The organism is Sphingopyxis sp. CCNWLW2, assembly GCF_037095755.1.
Lineage (GTDB): Bacteria > Pseudomonadota > Alphaproteobacteria > Sphingomonadales > Sphingomonadaceae > Sphingopyxis.
This window is the reverse complement of the sequence record NZ_JBAWKJ010000001.1, coordinates 9,846-26,511: the sequence shown is the minus strand read 5'-3', so window position 1 is coordinate 26,511 and position 16,666 is coordinate 9,846. Positions and strand designations below refer to the sequence as shown.

Annotated in this window: 12 protein-coding genes; 8 read left to right on the top strand and 4 right to left on the bottom strand. The window is 62.8% G+C overall.

The window, feature by feature from the left end; all coding sequences use genetic code 11:
• Window positions 1–3 precede the first annotated feature (3 nt).
• Window positions 4–2,592 (bottom strand): beta-galactosidase GalB, encoded by a 2,589-nt coding sequence (galB, locus tag V8J55_RS00105; RefSeq protein ID WP_336443827.1) that lies wholly within the window; start codon window positions 2,590–2,592, stop codon window positions 4–6.
• A 1-nt stretch (window position 2,593) separates the two neighbouring features.
• Here galB and V8J55_RS00100 point away from each other — a divergent pair, with 1 nt between their 5' ends.
• The 7 genes from V8J55_RS00100 (at window position 2,594) to V8J55_RS00070 (ending at window position 7,678) form a co-directional block, all read left to right on the top strand.
• Complete coding sequence (locus V8J55_RS00100; protein WP_336443826.1) at window positions 2,594–2,851, top strand: hypothetical protein; 258 nt, start codon at window positions 2,594–2,596, stop codon at window positions 2,849–2,851.
• Window positions 2,852–2,918: 67 nt separating this feature from the next.
• The gene (locus V8J55_RS00095) at window positions 2,919–4,568 is read left to right on the top strand and encodes a glycoside hydrolase family 43 protein (RefSeq protein ID WP_336443825.1); all 1,650 of its coding nucleotides are present in this window, start codon (window positions 2,919–2,921) and stop codon (window positions 4,566–4,568) included.
• A 583-nt stretch (window positions 4,569–5,151) separates the two neighbouring features.
• Window positions 5,152–5,529, top strand: coding sequence for a VOC family protein (locus V8J55_RS00090; protein ID WP_336443824.1), 378 nt, complete (start codon window positions 5,152–5,154; stop codon window positions 5,527–5,529).
• 432 nt (window positions 5,530–5,961) lie between these two features.
• Window positions 5,962–6,168 (top strand): cold-shock protein, encoded by a 207-nt coding sequence (locus V8J55_RS00085; protein WP_136174113.1) that lies wholly within the window; start codon window positions 5,962–5,964, stop codon window positions 6,166–6,168.
• A gap of 300 nt (window positions 6,169–6,468) precedes the next feature.
• Window positions 6,469–6,735, top strand: a complete 267-nt coding sequence (gene infA, locus V8J55_RS00080; RefSeq protein ID WP_336443823.1) for a translation initiation factor IF-1 — start codon at window positions 6,469–6,471, stop codon at window positions 6,733–6,735.
• A gap of 191 nt (window positions 6,736–6,926) precedes the next feature.
• The gene (locus V8J55_RS00075) at window positions 6,927–7,310 is read left to right on the top strand and encodes a DUF6481 family protein (RefSeq protein WP_336443822.1); all 384 of its coding nucleotides are present in this window, start codon (window positions 6,927–6,929) and stop codon (window positions 7,308–7,310) included.
• Between the two features lie 110 nt (window positions 7,311–7,420).
• Window positions 7,421–7,678 carry a hypothetical protein gene (locus V8J55_RS00070; protein ID WP_336443821.1) on the top strand — a complete coding sequence of 86 codons (258 nt, stop codon included), beginning with the start codon at window positions 7,421–7,423 and terminating at the stop codon, window positions 7,676–7,678.
• A gap of 248 nt (window positions 7,679–7,926) precedes the next feature.
• Here the strand turns inward: V8J55_RS00070 and V8J55_RS00065 are convergent, their stop codons facing one another.
• The 3 genes from V8J55_RS00065 to V8J55_RS00055 all read right to left on the bottom strand — a co-directional run bounded on the left by V8J55_RS00065 (window position 7,927) and on the right by V8J55_RS00055 (window position 11,310).
• Window positions 7,927–8,559, bottom strand: a complete 633-nt coding sequence (locus V8J55_RS00065) for a hypothetical protein (RefSeq protein WP_336443820.1) — start codon at window positions 8,557–8,559, stop codon at window positions 7,927–7,929.
• A gap of 177 nt (window positions 8,560–8,736) precedes the next feature.
• On the bottom strand, window positions 8,737–9,405 hold the full coding sequence (locus tag V8J55_RS00060) for a hypothetical protein (RefSeq protein WP_336443819.1): 669 nt from the start codon (window positions 9,403–9,405) through the stop codon (window positions 8,737–8,739).
• A 117-nt stretch (window positions 9,406–9,522) separates the two neighbouring features.
• Complete coding sequence (locus tag V8J55_RS00055) at window positions 9,523–11,310, bottom strand: alpha/beta fold hydrolase (protein ID WP_336443818.1); 1,788 nt, start codon at window positions 11,308–11,310, stop codon at window positions 9,523–9,525.
• 295 nt (window positions 11,311–11,605) lie between these two features.
• Here V8J55_RS00055 and V8J55_RS00050 point away from each other — a divergent pair, with 295 nt between their 5' ends.
• Window positions 11,606–16,468 carry an autotransporter domain-containing protein gene (locus tag V8J55_RS00050; protein WP_336443817.1) on the top strand — a complete coding sequence of 1,621 codons (4,863 nt, stop codon included), beginning with the start codon at window positions 11,606–11,608 and terminating at the stop codon, window positions 16,466–16,468.
• Window positions 16,469–16,666: the final 198 nt, after the last annotated feature.

The following is a 16,666-nucleotide window of genomic DNA, read 5'->3' as shown; positions in this document are numbered from 1 at the left end:
CGCTCAACGGGCGGCAGGCTTCCCCTTCGCCTGACCGGTCCGGAGCGTGACGCTCGCGGGAGCAAGTCCTTCGGCCTCGGCGCGGACCGTCACCGTGCCCGACTGGCCCGGCACGCCGCGCACGATCACCAGCGCGAGGCCGTTGAACGCCTTGCGCTCGCGCGATGGGAAGGGCGTCATGTCGGTGGGATCGCCATTGTCGGTCGCGACGATCTCGCCCGGCCCCTCGATGCTGAAGCGAACCGGATTTTTCGCTGTTCGCGCCATCGTCCCAGTGGTGTCGACGACGCGCAGCGTAACGAAGGACAAATCCTTACCATCGCCGGCGATCGCGGCGCGGTCGGGCTTCAGTTGCAGCGTAGCGGCGGGGCCGGCTGTCTTGGCGCTCGAACTGGCCCAAGGCTTGCCCGCTTTCCATGTGTCGACGCGGATCTCGCCGGGTTCATAGGCGACATAATCCCAGCGGAAGCGATATTCAAAGTCGCGCTTCTTGATCCGGCCCTGCGACTTGCCGTTCACGAACAATTCGGCCTCGTCGGCCGAGCTGAAGACATGGACCGGCGTGATCTCCCCCTCGCGCCCCGGCCACGTCCAGTGCGGCAGGATATGCGCGAATTTAAGGTCGGGCCGCCACCGCGCCTGGTACAGCCAGAAGCGGTCCTTGGGAAAACCCGCAAGATCGACGATCCCCGAATAGGAGCTGCGCGACGTATAATAAGGGGTGGGCTCGCCCAGATAGTCGAAACCCGTCCACACAAATTCGCCGGCGACATAGCGGTGCTGGTCGTCGCTGGCGAATACCCGGTCGGGCGCCGATCCGAAGTCGGCGGCGTGCAGCTCATAGGCACTGACCTGATGCGTCTTCGGATCGCCGCCCGACCAGGGCCGGACGGGTCCGCTGATCGCGCCCGCGACGGGGAACAGATATTCGCCGCGACTGCTGAGCGCCGAGGCGCTTTCGCTGCTCAGGATCAGCTTGTCGGGGAATTTTTCGCGGAAGGCGGGATATTGGCCGACGATGCCGCGGATGCCCGCGCCCTGATAGTTCAGGCTGACGACATCGACCGCGCCCGGCATCGGCATATCGGCCTTCGAATAGTTCATCGCGACGGTGGCCAGCCGCGTCGGGTCCTCGTCCTTCGCAATGGCGACAAGGTCGCGGGTCAGCTTTGCGCCGGCTTCGCCGCTATATTGCTCGCCGACCTCATTGCCGACGCTCCACAGGATGATCGACGGATGGTTGCGATCGCGGCGGATCATCGCGCGCAGGTCCGCCTCGTGCCATTCAGGGAAGATCAGGTGGAAATCGAGCGGGGTCTTTTTGAGCTCCCAGCTGTCGAACACTTCGTCGATTACGACAAAGCCCATCTCGTCGGCAAGGTCGAGCAGGCCGGGGGCGGGGGGATTATGGCTCATCCGCACCGCGTTCGTCCCCATCTCGCGCAGGATTTCCAGCTGGCGCTGCGCTGCACGGCGGTTGAAGGCGGCGCCGAGCGCGCCGAGGTCGTGGTGATTGTTGACGCCCTGGATGCGGATCGGCTCGCCGTTGACGATCATGCCGCGGTCGGGATCGAGCCGGACTTCGCGAATACCGAAGCGCGTTTCATAGACATCGGTGACGCGTCCGGCATGCCGGATGGTGGAAACCGCGAGATAGAGGTTCGGCGCCTGTGTCGGCGGCGGACCCCATAGTCGCGGGCGGAGCAGCGTCGTGCCGCCCTCGAGGGTCAGGCTGCCGCCAGCGGCCGCCACTTGGCCCGGGCCATGGGTGATGCGTGCGACGGCCTTTCCGCGGCGGCCGGCGGCGTCGAGTGCATAAATCTCGGTCGTCGCGGAGACAGCGGCTGGGGTATTGCCGGCATTGTCGATAGCGAGGCGCAGGGCGATCTGTGCGGACCGGGCGGATACACCGCTCGTGGTGACGGTGCCGCCCCATTGCGCGACGCGCACCGGCGCGGTCTTGGTCAACCAGATGTCGCGGTAGAGACCGCCGCCGGGATACCAGCGCGCCGAGGCGGGCGGATTGTCGAGGCGGATCGCCAGCACATTCTTGCCGCCGGGGACGACATAGGGCGTCAGGTCGACCCGCCAGCTGTTATAGCCGTAGGGCCAGCCGCCCACGATCTTTCCGTTGAGCCACACGGTGGCATAGGACATCGCGCCATCGACATCGAGGAAGATGGATTTGCCCGCATCGGCCGCGGGAACATCGATCGATCGGCGATACCAGCCGACGCCCCAGCTCTTCAGCCGCCCCATGCCGCCATAGGGGCCCTCGGTGATGAACGGTCCGGCGATCGCCCAGTCGTGCGGCAGGTCGACCTTGGTCCAGCCGCTGTCGTCGAAACCGGGCTGGACATAGGAAACATCGCCGCCGGGGTTGCCCGACGGGCGGACATGGCGCTTGGCCGGGTCCTTGATGAAGGGATTGGCGGTTGGCAGGATCCAGCGCTTAAGCACCTTCAACCCGGCGTCGGCCGTCCGTTGGGCCTCGTCGGGGCGGGCGTCGGCGACCTTGCCGTCGCCGCTGTCATCATAGGCAGGGCGCACGTCGTAGCGAAGGTCGGTGGTCGTCTCTGCAGGGTCACCCATCGTGAAGCGCCATCCGACGTTGATCGAATCGCGCTCGCGCGGGCTGGGCTGTGCGCTTGCCGTTGCGGGGGTCGCCAGCGCAACAAAGGACAGGATTATCAAATATATGGACCACGGGCGGCGCGGCGCCGAGGCTGCGTTCGGCTGGCGTGAAGAAACGATCTGCAAGTCCACCTCCCTGCGTCTGGCTTCCATCGCCAGCATAAGTTTATGCGGAGCAGTTTATCGGCTCGTGCAGGATGATCAACTATTTGTCTGAGTTTTTATTTTGTGTATGTAATCCAGCGGCGCCGTTGCGTCACCGGGAGGACAGGGTGGAGGCGAAGATGAGAAATGGTTGCAACCTTGCGGCCGCCACGATCGTGGCGCTTGCGGGCACCTCGGCTGCGGCCACGCCGGCGCGCTTCGAAGAGTTCCGCTATGATGGCCGCGCGCAGGAACAGGTCGAGGTCGGACCAGGCGAATATCGCAACCCGATACTTTCGGGCTATTATCCCGATCCCTCGATCACGCGGGTCGGCGAGGATTATTATCTCGTCACCTCGACCTTCACGCACTTCCCCGGATTGCCGGTTTTCCATTCCCGCGACCTGGTGACCTGGAACCAGATCGGCAATGCGATCGACCGGCCAGGCCAGCTCGATTTCACCGGGCTTGCGGTGTCGAAGGGGGTGTTCGCGCCCGACATCTCGTACCACGACGGTGTCTTTTACATCGTCAACACCTGCGTCGGCTGCAAAGACAATTTCGTGATCACGGCAAAGGATCCGGCGGGGCCATGGTCCGACCCGATCTGGCTGCCGTTCGAGGGGATCGATCCGTCGATCTTCTGGGAAGGCGACAAGGCCTATATCGTCAACAACCGCGCCCCCGACGAGCCGCCGCGTTACGACGGCCACCGCGCGATCTGGATCCAGGAGTTCGACTGGCGCACTGGCAAGATGGTCGGCGAGAGTACGCAGCTGGTCAATGGCGGGGTCGACATCAGCAAGAAGCCGGTGTGGATCGAGGGGCCACATATCATCGCAAAGGACGGCTTCTACTATCTGATCGCGGCCGAAGGCGGCACCGGCGATAATCACAGCGAGGTCGTGCTGCGATCCGAAAAGCTGCGCGGACCCTATGTCCCCTATGCCGGAAACCCGATCCTCAGCCAGCGCACGCTCGATCGCAAGCGCGCCAATCCGGTGACCTCCGCCGGTCACGCCAAATTCGTGCAGACGCCGGGCGGCGACTGGTGGGCGACCTTTCTAGCCACGCGCCCCTATGCCGACGACATGTATAATATCGGGCGCGAGACATTCTTGCTGCCGGTGACATGGCGCGACGGCTGGCCGCATATCCTGCCCGACGACGAGCGCATCGCTTTCGTCGCCCCGCGCCCGAAATTGCCCCCAGACCGGCCCGGCAAGCCGCCGCTGTCGGGCGATTTTTCCTATGTCGACACGTTCGACGACGCGGCCCTTGCCATGCAGTGGATCGGCGTCCGCACTCCGAAGCAACCCATCTATCGGCTGGAAAAAGGCGCGCTGGTGATGGAGAGCGGTGCGCCGATGGGCGACCGGCAGGGGGTGCCAGCCTTCGTCGGACGCCGCCAGCAGCATCATGTCGCGACCATCTCGACCACCCTCAGCTATATGCCGGAAAAAGATGGGGGCCGCGCCGGGCTGGCCGCGATGCAGAGCGATGAATCCTTCCTCTTCTTCGGGCTGACCCGGATCTCCGGGAAGCCGATGATCGCGCTCTATATGCGTGACCGCGCAAAGATCGACACACTGGTCGCCTCAGCGTCGATCGATCCGGGGTGGCCTGTCACACTGACCATCCGCGCCAACGGCGGCACGATGGCATTCGACTATGCGGCCGGCGGCACCCAGGCGACACTCGTCGGCGATTTCGACGCCGGCTTTCTTAGCACTAGGCGCGCAGGCGGCTTTATCGGCACGGTCATCGGCCCCTACGCGTGGACCGAGTGAGCTCTACGTCGTTCCGGGGTATTGAAGGCCGCTTTCGGGGGCTCTTCGATCGGTTCAGTTGCGAACTAGTCGATGGTATCACCGACAATCATCCGGTTGTCACTCCGGCCGAGGTCGGTTCCTACAGGACCGCGTCGCTGTTTCTCGGGTTCGATCTCGGCCGCCTCGCTTAGTCTCCCGCTTTGGCCGATGCCGAGGTGCAGCTCGTTGCGGCTAATGTCTTCAACCGGCGTCCGCCGGTGATCCGGAATGGCTATCTGGGGTTCGAACCATACACTAACTGGCCCAATCCACGCAGGATCAGTCTTGTCCTGACGAAACGCTTCGGAGGGCGGTGATCGATCCAGTCGAGATCTATTCGGATCAGCACTGACCATTACGAGAATGTCCGCTTCACAGCTATTCCACCTGAAAGCGGACCGTCTCATACCGGCCAGGTCCAGCGGTAAGGCAGACTGGCGCGCCAGATGCAGGTGAAAGGCCGGAACGGGATGGCGTGCGGCCTGCCTATTTTCTGCCTCGCAAAAGGGAAAAGCTGCCATGATAAGTCATGCCAAACGGCCATCACAGGTAGGGACAACATATGCTGCATCATATTTCGATTGCTGTGACCGATCTGGATCGCGCGGCCACCTTTTACGATGCGGTACTCACCCCGCTTGGCTATGCACGTGTCTTCACCGGAGATGAAGCCGTAGGCTATGGCTATGCCGGACAGGACGACAGACTGCTTCTGAATCTTGAGGATCGGGTGAAGGTTCCCGGCGAAGGCTTTCATCTGGCGTTCGCCGCGACCGACCCGGAGCATGTCAATCTCTTCCATGCCGCCGCGCTGCGGCATGGCGGACGCTGCAATGGGAAGCCCGGGCCTCGCCCGGACTATGGCCACGGCTACTATGCCGCCTTTGTATTCGATCCGGACGGATATCGGATCGAAGCCGTAATCAATCAGGCACAGTGACCGGCCTTCGAAGCTCGAAGCAAGCTTTTGGCGGAGTGACAATTGCGGTCGATTCACGTCATCGCGGCGGCAACGCGCCCAATGCCCGCAATCTTAGCTTCACGCCTAAAAAACGGACGGTCTCAAAGCGGCCACTATGGAGCGCTCAGATACTCGCTGAGTGGGAAATGAGCGTCAAAAAGCGCTGGTCAAATATCCCTCTTGAAAAGCTAATTCTCTGCCCGCTCGCTAAATAATGCGAACGGCCATCCTGTTAAAATCCAGAATTGACTTGCAAATAAAAATTTTTCCGGTACTAGGGCTCTGCTTACGTCGCATGCGACGGATAATCGGCAGCTTTATTCCACCCCTTTATCCCTTTCTAGCACTACTAAAGCCGGGATGCGCCGCTGTTGGCGTATGCCCGTCATACTTGGGATAAAGGATACCCATATGACTACCGGAACCGTGAAATTTTTTAACGCCGACAAGGGCTATGGCTTCATCGCGCCGAACGACGGTGGCCAGGATGCATTCGTGCACATCTCGGCCGTCGAACGCGCGGGTATGCATACCCTCCAGAAAGATCAGAGCGTATCGTACGAACTGGAGACCGATCAACGAGGCAAGACCTCTGCGGTGAATCTTCAGGCTGCATGATCTACTGGCGGCGGGCTGCTTTAGCGCTCGCCGCCATTTAATATGCGTCAGCAATTTCTCCTATGGCGTGGCCGTGTGATGGCCAGACTATCCGCCATGCGGTAGCTCATTCCGATATCGTCTAGGCTAATTGCCATGGGTTCAGCCCATAACGATCCCTGAGGTGCATCTACCATCTCGATGACTTCTGGCAGGGGAGCAATCCGCCGTTGTATCGAGTATCTGCATTATCCTAGCCCGCACCGTGGACGCCCAAAGCGTCACACGCAGAAGCAGGGCATACTCTTCGGATTCAAGCCATTGGCCAAAGAAGAATTGCTGACGATAGAAGGCATCATCGAGGAAATTCTTCCCGACGGACGCTTCGCCGTCCGGCTCGATAACGAGCACAAGATTATCGCCTACACTGCCGGCAAGATGTGCAAATTTCGCATCCGCTCGGTCGTGGGCGACCGGGTGCATCTCGAAATGACGCCGTACGATCTTACGAAGGGTCGGATTGTTTTTCGTGAGCGCGACGCCAGCCAGGCAGGCTCGGCGAAACGGCGCACCAATTTCAGAAAATAAATGAGCGCGGCGAAAGCCGCGGACCGAGGACAATATGCATAATTACCACGGGAGCGGACACAGCTTCCCCATGACCAAAATTTCCACCGACGACACCTCAGATCATCGCGCCTCTACGCAACAAGCTGGCGAAGGCCGGTTGGCAACGGAAGATCTTCGTCTTCTCGTCGCCGCAATGGTCGATTGAGTACGTGGCAACCGAGAAGGACCATATGATGCGAGGTTACAAAGAGCCAAGTTTTCAGGACCGCATGGCGATCGCGCAAAGTGCGAAAACCAAAGCGCTCGCCCAGCTGAACAGCAAGGCACCCATTGATCCCGCCGAGCAAGCGCGGCGCATAGCAAGCCGAACTGCCAAGGAGGAAGCGCAGCAGGTCAAACGCGCTGCCGCCCAGCAGGTAAAGAACGCGGCGCAAGCGGCTAAGGAAGCAGCGCAGCGTGCCAAGCAAGACGAGGATCATCTCGCCGCTGAAGCTTCACTCGCCGCACCGGCCCGCGTCCTCAGTGACGCTGAACTGAAAACGGCGAGAGATTTGCGATACGCCGCGCGCAAGGCCCGGAAGGGACGATCGTAAGAAAATGGCAGGGGCGCCACCGGCCCAAGACCGGCGGCGTCATATGTTTCCGATCATGCCATGCCACTTCACCGCGCTTTCCTGTAGCGAGCTGGATAGAAAGATTCGATATGGACGATATTTCCGACCTCGTCGCAGCGAACCTCATTGCGGCTCACGAGGCGTCGGACGTTTCCGCGATCAACGGAATTGTCAGCCTCGCCAACATCCTGCGTAAGCGAGGCCTCCTGACAGACGGCGAGGCTTCAGCCATGTATGAGAGTATGAGCTTGCCCCTCGGGCTCCCGAGATATGCCGAAAACCCCTACGTCCAGGATCTGCAGTCGAACCTTGACCGATTGTTTGCGGTGGTAATGGAGCCGAAGTAGTCCGGCCGGGGCGACTAGTTCCCAAGGGAGGCGCATGGCAATCGCTGGCCGACGCCTGCGTCTCGCCGTCTGGATCAGCCGCGGCGATCGTGGCTTGGGCGTCGCGTTCGTCGTTGCCTGCATCAGTCCTGCAGGGGCCAGTTGGCAAGCGTTGCAGCTTAGAGTCCAATAGCCATCCGGGCGATCTCGACTAGATCTCAAGCGCAACGCTCAAGCTCCATTGCCCAAGAGATGCGAGGCGCGTTGCCTCACAACGGTTTGCCGTCCTTGTCGATGACCTCGATCCGATAGGAGCAGCCGTAAAGCGTCTTGCCCGGGTGACTGACGACGTTCGAAACATTCAGTCCGATAACAGTGTGCGTGCCGAAGCTTTCCTCAGCGGTCGCGGGCTCGGTGCGGTCGACGAGTATTTTTTCGCCAAGGAATTTTCGGGATTTTGTTGCCGCCTCGATTTCCTGACGGGTGGCCTTGCCCGATGTAATCATGGCTGCGATCACCGGGTTGGGATCAACCGCGTTTTCGATTCCCTGCTGCCGTGCGAGCACGGCGGGATCAGCGAGTTCGAGGATGGCGACGACGCCGCTGGACGTGAATGCGATGCGGCGCGTGCTATAACGGCCAGCCACGGTGATTGGGGCGGGCAGTTCATATTCGTTCATCAAGAAGTTCTCGGATTTGACCGGCACCCAGCCTCGCTTGCCGGCGATCTTCTCCTCGCCATTCAGCCCCAAGGCAAAGCCGTTGTAGGTAGGCGCGTCGAGCCGGCATTCGATGGCATCGACGACATCGACGCGCTCGGGATCGGAGCTTTCAGCAACCCGGGCTGACGCGGCGAGCGGGATTCCGACGCCCAGCGCCGCGAGAAGGAAGATCGGTTTCATCGATTGATACTCTAGCTGCAAGCTTTCCGCTTGTCGTCGCTCGAGTCACGATAGGATGCGCCAAGAAGCCGACAACCCGATCGCCTTTAGGTCCAAATGTCCGCTTCTCATTATTTTCGCGTAGGAGCGGACCGTCTAGTAACGGCCAACTGCGTCAAAAATCTGGAACTTTGTGGGTTACCGGTTGAGGCGCTTCAGCTCGCTGCGATAATGGTCGATCTGGTCGGGTGGCCCAGTGTCGGCGAAGCCTGCGAGGAATGCCTCTATCTCCTTACGATATTCGCGGCGGAAATCTTCGTTGTCAGGGCTCGCTTCAACCTGAGCGGCTGCCCGCTCGACGGGTTCGAGCGCGCGTCGGAGCAACAGTCTTTTGCCGAAGGGCGATTCATCGCGCATGATCGCGATGTTGCGTTCGTAGCCGGGAATATATTTGACGACGAACCGCTCGCCCTTGGGCGGGATTTCGATCGCGTTGCGCGGCGGATAAAGGCTCGCCGACATCGTGTCGAAGCCGGTCTTCACGTCCTGTCCGTCCGCTGTGCGGACTACGGCGTCATATTCCCATATATTCGCGTCGTTGAGCTGCGAACTGGTTTCCTCCTCATGCGTGATCACCGCCGTCCCATAGGTGCCATAGGCGTTGAGGAACATGGCATTGGCCATCGAGCCGAGGAAGATATTCGCTAAACCGATCACGAACCCGACGACGCTCAGCGCCGTCCACGCCGGGTTCCGGCGCAGCGCGCTGACCGTGCTGCCGAGCGCAAATCCCGCGAGAATCCATAGCGGCAGCGACAGCAGTGAATGCTGACTGATGAAGAAGAAAAAGGCGGATAATGTCGTCATTCAGCTTCCACAGCTTCGGCAACCGCGTCGATTTAGAAGGCTCACAGCTATTTTGTCTCACCGCCTAAATCTATATCATTTCTCGAATCAAAATCGGCTATGGCGATACTTCGCCTTTCAAAGGCCGTGGTTACCGCGATCGACAAGTCTCTGAACGACCAGAGCTGGCGCTGCGTAGGCCAACAGGCGGCCTTGATCCTCGAAAACCTCGAAATCGGCGGCAGGGAGTCGTTCTTTCCAATAGGCCAGTGTCGTAGCGGGGTCCGAAAGCGTGTCATGCCCGCCGAGCAGGACGGCCCAACCGCGCCCATCGACAGGATAATTGCCGGCCTGTCCCTGCGCGAGAGCGGTTTGTTCGCGGACATATCCGGCGAGCCGACCCGTCGTGAACATGCGTATGGCGCGATAATAATCGTCGATCACCTGCTCGTCGGCGAGCAGGGCTTCGTCGGGAGGACTTCCGCGCATCGATTTATGAAGCGCCTTGGCGAGGAAACTGCGCGTCATTGCCCGCGCGATCAGTCGGGAGGCCGGCAGAATCAGCTCGGGGCGCCGGAAATAGGCTTCCTTGAACGAGCCCAGCACACCCCAACGCCGCTTGTCGCGCGTCGAGGGCGGATCGGGATTGACGAGCACGACTGCCCCGCATCGATCGGGGAACAGTCCCGCAAAGGCGGTTGCAACCTGCGCTCCGCCACGAGCCACTATGTCGACCCGGTCGATCCTGAGGCGGTCGAGGACGGTCCTCATATCGTGCGCGGCGGGTTCAAAGGGATCGGAAAAACCGCTCGCAGCACCTTCTTCATCGATAACGGTCATGCCGAATCCCGGGCGATCGATCGCAAGGACGCGGAAGCCGTGTCGCATCAGTTCCGCGACCAGGTGGCGCGGTGGATGCCGCGTCGTCATGCTGCTGTGCAGGATGACGACCGGGCGGCCGCCGACGGGACCATAGTCCGAAAGGGCGATCCGCCCGCCGCCGGGGCGATGGACGAAGCGAAGCGGTTCGGCATGGCCATCGATCCAGCCGATCCGTCCATGGCTTGCGTCGGCCAGGGCCTGAAGTGCCGTGACGACGCTCATCAATCGGGCCAGCGCAGCGGCCCCAGAAACGCCGAGCGTCTGGAACGCAATGTCGGCCTGTTTCTTGACCGTCGCTTCCGAGGTGCCGATCGCCCGCGCCGTGTCAGCCCGCGTCAGCCCTTGGGCGAGCAGCATGGCAATTTGTGCCTGACGCGGTTTCAGCCCCCAGCGATCGGTCAACAATTCGATCGCTTCGCCGCCGTTGGGGAAGATACCGAGCGCCAGCAGCGATAGGTGATGGAGCAGGCCGGGCATGCGGGTAACTCCGACCTTTGCCAGTGCGCCCGACATGGCTTCGCGTGCGGTGGCATAGCTCAGCTTTGCGGCCGCGGCGCCGGCGCGGATGCTTCCGGTTCGCAAGGTCGCTTCAACCACGCGGGTCTCCAGGCCTGTCATCCCGAACGCCGCGCAAGCGCGGCGTAGCGGCTTCTGGGATGCTGCCGACGTGGTCGCGACCAGCACACAGCGCCCGGGGGCGTCTTCCAGTGCCCGGTGCACATTATCCGGCAGGTTCCAGGCCACCGCCTCATGGCCCGGAACATAAACAAGGAGAGGATGATCAGCCTGGTCGGCTACCTGGGCCAACTGCATCGTCCTTCCCTGCAGAGCCGTTCCCGCCGTGTCCCAGTCGATCAGGCCGCGGGGGTCGGGGAGCGGGGATCCGGAAGAAAAGAGAAGCTGCTGCGTGGCAGGATCGACGACGAGTAACGCCAGAGCGTCGATATTCACGAGCGAATGGGCGCGATATGCATGCGCTGCATCAAGCGTGCGGAATTGCTGTTCGACCGCGTCAGGGTCGCTCTGAACCCGGTCGAGCAACATTTCGGGAACGGTCAGCCATTCCTGAGCATAGTCGGTGATCGCGTTTGCTGCTGCGGTGTCCGAATCGAGCTTCCCCATGGCTGATCTGGATAGCGGGGCGCTGCCGGGCGGTCACCCTATACCCTACAACCGGGGATATTCTGACATCATTTCCGATGCTTTTCCCTTCGTCGGAAGGAGCGCGGCCAGCCGCTTCGCCGAAGTCCGGACGCGAGCGGCGGTGAAATCGCTCCGCGGCCGGGCTTCTACATTGGGCGCGCCTGGTGGGAGGGGCGCCAAAAGGGGGGTTACCGTAATGATTTCGAAGACAAAGACGCGCTATCTACTGACCACTGCACTGGTCGTGGCGGGCGTTCCACTTGCGCCATCGCTTCTCGCGGCCGACGTTGGTGCGACGCTGCCCGAAGGTGCGCCGGCATCGGTCGACAATCCTGCGGGACAGGCGATCGAAGGCGATCGCATCGGAATCTATTCGCGGGCAAGCACAACGACCATCACCAACGCCGGGACAGTACGGGGCAACGGGAGCGCCGATGGTCTCGACGTGCTTCCCGAAGGCGCCATCACGATCGACGGCGGACCAGCGACGATTACCAACAGCGGGACCATTTCCGGTGCCGGGCACGGCATTTCGACGGCCTATTTCTACGATCCGGCGACCCAGCTCCTCGTCGGGCGCGCCATCGGCGTTTCGATCGACAACAGCGGTATAATAGCGGGCGAGCGCAATGACGGGGTGCGGCTGATCGGCGGCGGCAGCGTCACCAACAGCGGTGCGATCAGCGGCACCGGCGCGGGGGGCGCCGATGGCATTTCGATGTACGCTTATGATGATCAGGACATATCGGCCCTGGTGACGATCGGAACCATCGCCAACGCCGAAACCGGAACGATCAGCGGCGCCCGTTACGGCGCGATCCTGTTCGATGGCGGCGTAGTCCAAAATGACGGCACAATCGCCGGCGGCGTCGGCGGGCTATGGATTCAGGGCAATCAGGCCGCAGGCACCGGCAAGACGGCCTCCGTGAGCAATGCTGGCACCATTACGGGTGCCAACGGGCTGACTTTTGCCAACTTTCTTGCCTCGTCGGAACTGGTCAATAGCGGGACGATCAACGGCACCGGGCGTTATGGCATCACCAATGGATCGACGGGGCGTGCGTCGATCACCAACCAGGCGGGCGGAACCATCACCGGCGCCGCGATCGGCGTTTTCGACGACGAAGGCGGGATCGATCTCGTCAACGCGGGCACGATCCGGGGCAACGGCAGCGCCGATGGCCCGAACATACTTCCCGAAGGCGGAGTCACCATCGCCGGCGCTCCGTCAACGATCACCAACAGCGGGACGATTTCGGGCGCCGGTACCGGCATCACAACCGCTTATTATCTGAATGCGGCGACCGGACAGGTCGAAGGGCGGGCGACCGGAACGCAGGTCGATAACAGCGGGGCGATCACAGGCGAGAGCAACGACGGCATACGGCTGATCGGTGGCGGCAGCGTGACCAACAGCGGTACGATCAGCGGCGCCGGCCGCTCCGACGCCGATGGCATCTCGATGTTTGCCTATGCCGATCAGGCGAAGGAGGATTACAGCGCGCTCGTCACCAATGCGGAGGGCGGCTCGATCACCGGACAGCGCTTCGGCATCATCCTGTCGGGCGGCGGCGCCGTCGATAATGCGGGCGAGATCACGGGCGTCGCGGGCGGCGTCTTCATTCAGGGGACGGCGCTCAACACCGATCCGGACGAAGACCGCAGCGGCCTGACCGCCAGCGTCGTCAATTCGGGGACGATCCGCGGCAGCGGCGACCTCGGCGGCAGCGGCGGCCACGGTTATGGGGTCGGCTTCGGCAGCGACATGTCGACTGCCACCCTGGAGAACAGCGGAACGATCGTCAGCGACTTCGGCGCCGCGGTGTCGCAGGGCTCGCGCGCCGACGTGACGGTCACCAACGCCGCGGGCGGGTCGATCACCGGCGCGACCTCGGGCATCTATTCCTTCGCGACGGGTACGCTCGCGGTGAACAATGCGGGCGCCATTCGCGGCGCGGGCAGCTACGACGGTTTCGACGCGGCGCCCGACGCCGGCATCACGATCACCACCGCCGCGTCGCGCGTGACCAACAGCGGCATCATCTCGGGTGCCGGTGCGGGCATCACCACTGCCTATCAGTTCGACGAGGACGTCAATGCGCTGGTCGGCCTCGCCATCGGCACCCAGATCGAAAACAGCGGAACGATCGCGGGCGAGAGCAACGATGGCGTTCGCCTGATCGGCGGCGGCAGCGTCATCAACAGCGGCGCGATCACCGGCACCGGCGCCGGGGGCGCCGACGGCATCTCGATGTTCGCCTATGACGGTCAGGATGCCACGGGCTTCGCGGCAAACGTCGTCAACGGCGAAGCGGGCACGATCAGCGGCGATCGCTTCGGCGTGATCCTGTCGGGCGGCGGCTCGGTCGAGAATGCCGGCACGATCGACGGCACCGTCGGCGGCGTCCTCATCCAGAGCAATCCCGCCGATACGGCGGGGCAAACCGGCGACTTCGCCAACAGCGGCACCATCTCGAGCGCCGAGGGCGCCGCGATCATCGCCCATACCCAGTCGAACGTCACCAATTCGGGGACGCTCACCGGCGGCGGCGGCGTCGCGATCCAGCTCGACGCCTATGACGACAGCGTAACGCTCCGCACCGGCAGCGCCATTGGCGGCCTGGTCGACGCGGGCGCGGGCGTCGATAGCCTGACGCTCGACGGCGATATTCTGGAACTTACCGAGGCGCAGCAGCTTACCGCCGCGACGGGCTTCGAGGAACTGCGGGTCGCGGCCGGCTATTGGACGACATCGGGCGCGGTCGGCGAATTCGGCCAGGTCGCGATCGACGAAGGCGCGGCGCTTCAAGTCAACGAGGCGACCGTCGGCGGCGAAGTCGCATCGCCGATCCTGACCTCGTCGGTCACCACCAACGGCCTGCTGGTGCTGAACTTCGGCGAGGATGATGCCGTCTCCGAACTCGATGCACTGACGATTATGGGCACGGGCAAGCTGCAACTGATCGGCGACGCGGTGTTCACCGTCGATACCGATACAATTGGCCACACGGGCGGCACGATCATTTCGAACGGTGGCCTTGTGCTGACCGGATTGCTCCAGGGTGATGTCGTCACCGAAGGCGACGGCTATTTCGAACTCGGCGCGGGCGGTGCCGAAGGTAGCGTCGTGGGCAATCTCGTCAATGATGGCCGCTTCGTCTTCAACCGTTCGGACAATTATGATTTTCTCGGAGCCTTTTCGGGTAGCGGGACGCTCGATAAGCTGGGGGATGGCACGCTGACCTTCATTGGCGACTATTTGTTCCAGGGCGTCACCAATATCCTGGGCGGCGCGGTGCGGATCGGCGGAACGATCGATCCGGAAACCGAATTCAACCTCGGCACCGGAGGTTCGCTCGACATCACCGGCAAGGATCAGACTATCGGCGGCCTTTCGGGCGACGGGGGCACACAGGTGATCCTTGGCGATAGCCAGCTGACCGCCAATCAGAGCGAGAACGGCGAGTTTGCGGGCGCGATCTCAGGCAACGGCAGTTTCGTGAAGTCGGGAAGCGGTACGCTGAACCTTTCGGGCGACAGCGACTACACCGGTCCGACCACGGTCGACGGTGGCAAGCTCGTGGTCAACGGCTCCATCGTCTCCGATGTCACCGTGAACGCGGGCGGCGCGCTCGGCGGCAACGGCAGCGTCGGATCGACGACGATCAGCGGCGGTGGCAAATTGACGCCCGGCAATTCGATCGGTCGCTTGACCGTCAACGGCGACCTCGGCTTTGCCGCAGGCTCGATTTATGAGGTCGAGGTCAATGCGGCGGGGGCGGGCGACCGGATCGACGCGACCGGCGCCGTCACGATCGACAGCGGTGCGAGCGTCGCGGTCCTCGCAGCGGCTGGCGATTACAAGGGGCGTACCGATTATGTGATCGTCACTGGCGCGGGCGGCATCGACGGCACCTTCGGTTCGGTCACGACCGATCTTGCCTTCCTCGAACCGCTGCTCCGCTACAGCGCGACCGCAGTTACACTGTCGCTCTATCGCAACAATATCGATTTCGCCGATGTCGCGATTGGCTTCAATCAGGCGGGCGTTGCCGCCGCGGTGCAGTCGCGCGGCATCGACGACCCGCTTTTCGAGGCGGTTGTGAACCAGAATGCGGCGGGCGCGCAGACGGCGTTCGGCGACCTGTCGGGCGAGATTCTCGCGAGCACGATCAGCGGGCTCACCGATGACAGCCGCCATCTGCGCAATGCGCTCTACGGCCTGACGGGGCCGCAGGAAGCGAGCCTGTTCGTCTGGGGCTCGGCTTTCGGTGGCTGGGGCAATTTCGACGTCAAGGCGGGCCGCTTCGCGATGGACGCAGATCACAAGGGTTTCGTCACCGGCATTGGCTATGGCGGCAAGGGCTTCGCCGCGGCACTGTCGGCGGGGATCGGCGACTCCGACTTCCGCTTCGGCGACCGCAGCGACCGGGCGAAGGCCGACAGCAAATATCTGGCGGCGCACCTGACCTATGGCACCGGCGAAGGCTTCCGCGGTGCGGCCGGGCTCGCCTATGGCTGGCACGATGTCGACACGGTGCGGACGATCGGCTTCGCACCGCTGGCCCAGACGCTCGAATCGAGCCGCGACGCGAACACGCTGCAACTGTTCGCCGAGGCCGGATATGAGGTGAAGGCGGGCAGCCTAGCGCTCACGCCCTTCGCGCGCATCGCGCATGTCCGTACCAAGAGCGACGCGTTCGTCGAGACCGGTGGCAACGCGGCGCTCGCGCTCGCCAAGGCGGAGCAGGAAATGACCTTCTTCAGCCTCGGCGCCCGGGCGAGCCTCAACGCCGATCAGCCGGGCTTCCAGCCCTATCTGTCGGCGGCGTGGAACCGCGCGTCGGGCGATCGCGGCGCCCCGGCGCTGGCCGGCTTCGCGACTGGTGGCGGCAGCTTCGCGCTGCTCGGCACGCTGATCCCGAAGAATTCGGCCGAGGTCGAGGCGGGCTTTGATTACCGCGTGGGCAACCTGCGGATCGGCGCGGCCTACAGTGGCACGCTCGCGTCGGATCGTAGCACGCATGGTGTGCGAATAACTGCGCGGATCGCCTTCTGACCATATTACCCCGGTTGGAGCGGAAGAGCGCGGTCCGGGGCCGGACCAGGGTCAATCGCTTCGGCCTCACTTGATCGCCGACAATATTCAACGCTCATAGCGACCCCGAGCGTAGGATGGATTCTTGGCAATGGTCGCCAGGAAGCCGAAAGGGTCCGCCTGTGGGCGGGCCCTTTCCATGGTTGACCGGGGACTACC

Excerpts from the sequence above, each read along its gene's own strand:
- galB (WP_336443827.1), bottom strand. The coding sequence starts at position 2,592 with ATGGGTGACCCTGCAGAGACGACCACCGACCTTCGCTACGACGTGCGC.
- V8J55_RS00095 (WP_336443825.1), top strand. The coding sequence starts at position 2,919 with ATGAGAAATGGTTGCAACCTTGCGGCCGCCACGATCGTGGCGCTTGCG.
- V8J55_RS00090 (WP_336443824.1), top strand. The coding sequence starts at position 5,152 with ATGCTGCATCATATTTCGATTGCTGTGACCGATCTGGATCGCGCGGCC.
- V8J55_RS00085 (WP_136174113.1), top strand. The coding sequence starts at position 5,962 with ATGACTACCGGAACCGTGAAATTTTTTAACGCCGACAAGGGCTATGGC.
- V8J55_RS00070 (WP_336443821.1), top strand. The coding sequence starts at position 7,421 with ATGGACGATATTTCCGACCTCGTCGCAGCGAACCTCATTGCGGCTCAC.
- V8J55_RS00065 (WP_336443820.1), bottom strand. The coding sequence starts at position 8,559 with ATGAAACCGATCTTCCTTCTCGCGGCGCTGGGCGTCGGAATCCCGCTC.
- V8J55_RS00060 (WP_336443819.1), bottom strand. The coding sequence starts at position 9,405 with ATGACGACATTATCCGCCTTTTTCTTCTTCATCAGTCAGCATTCACTG.
- V8J55_RS00055 (WP_336443818.1), bottom strand. The coding sequence starts at position 11,310 with ATGTTGCTCGACCGGGTTCAGAGCGACCCTGACGCGGTCGAACAGCAA.
- V8J55_RS00050 (WP_336443817.1), top strand. The coding sequence starts at position 11,606 with ATGATTTCGAAGACAAAGACGCGCTATCTACTGACCACTGCACTGGTC.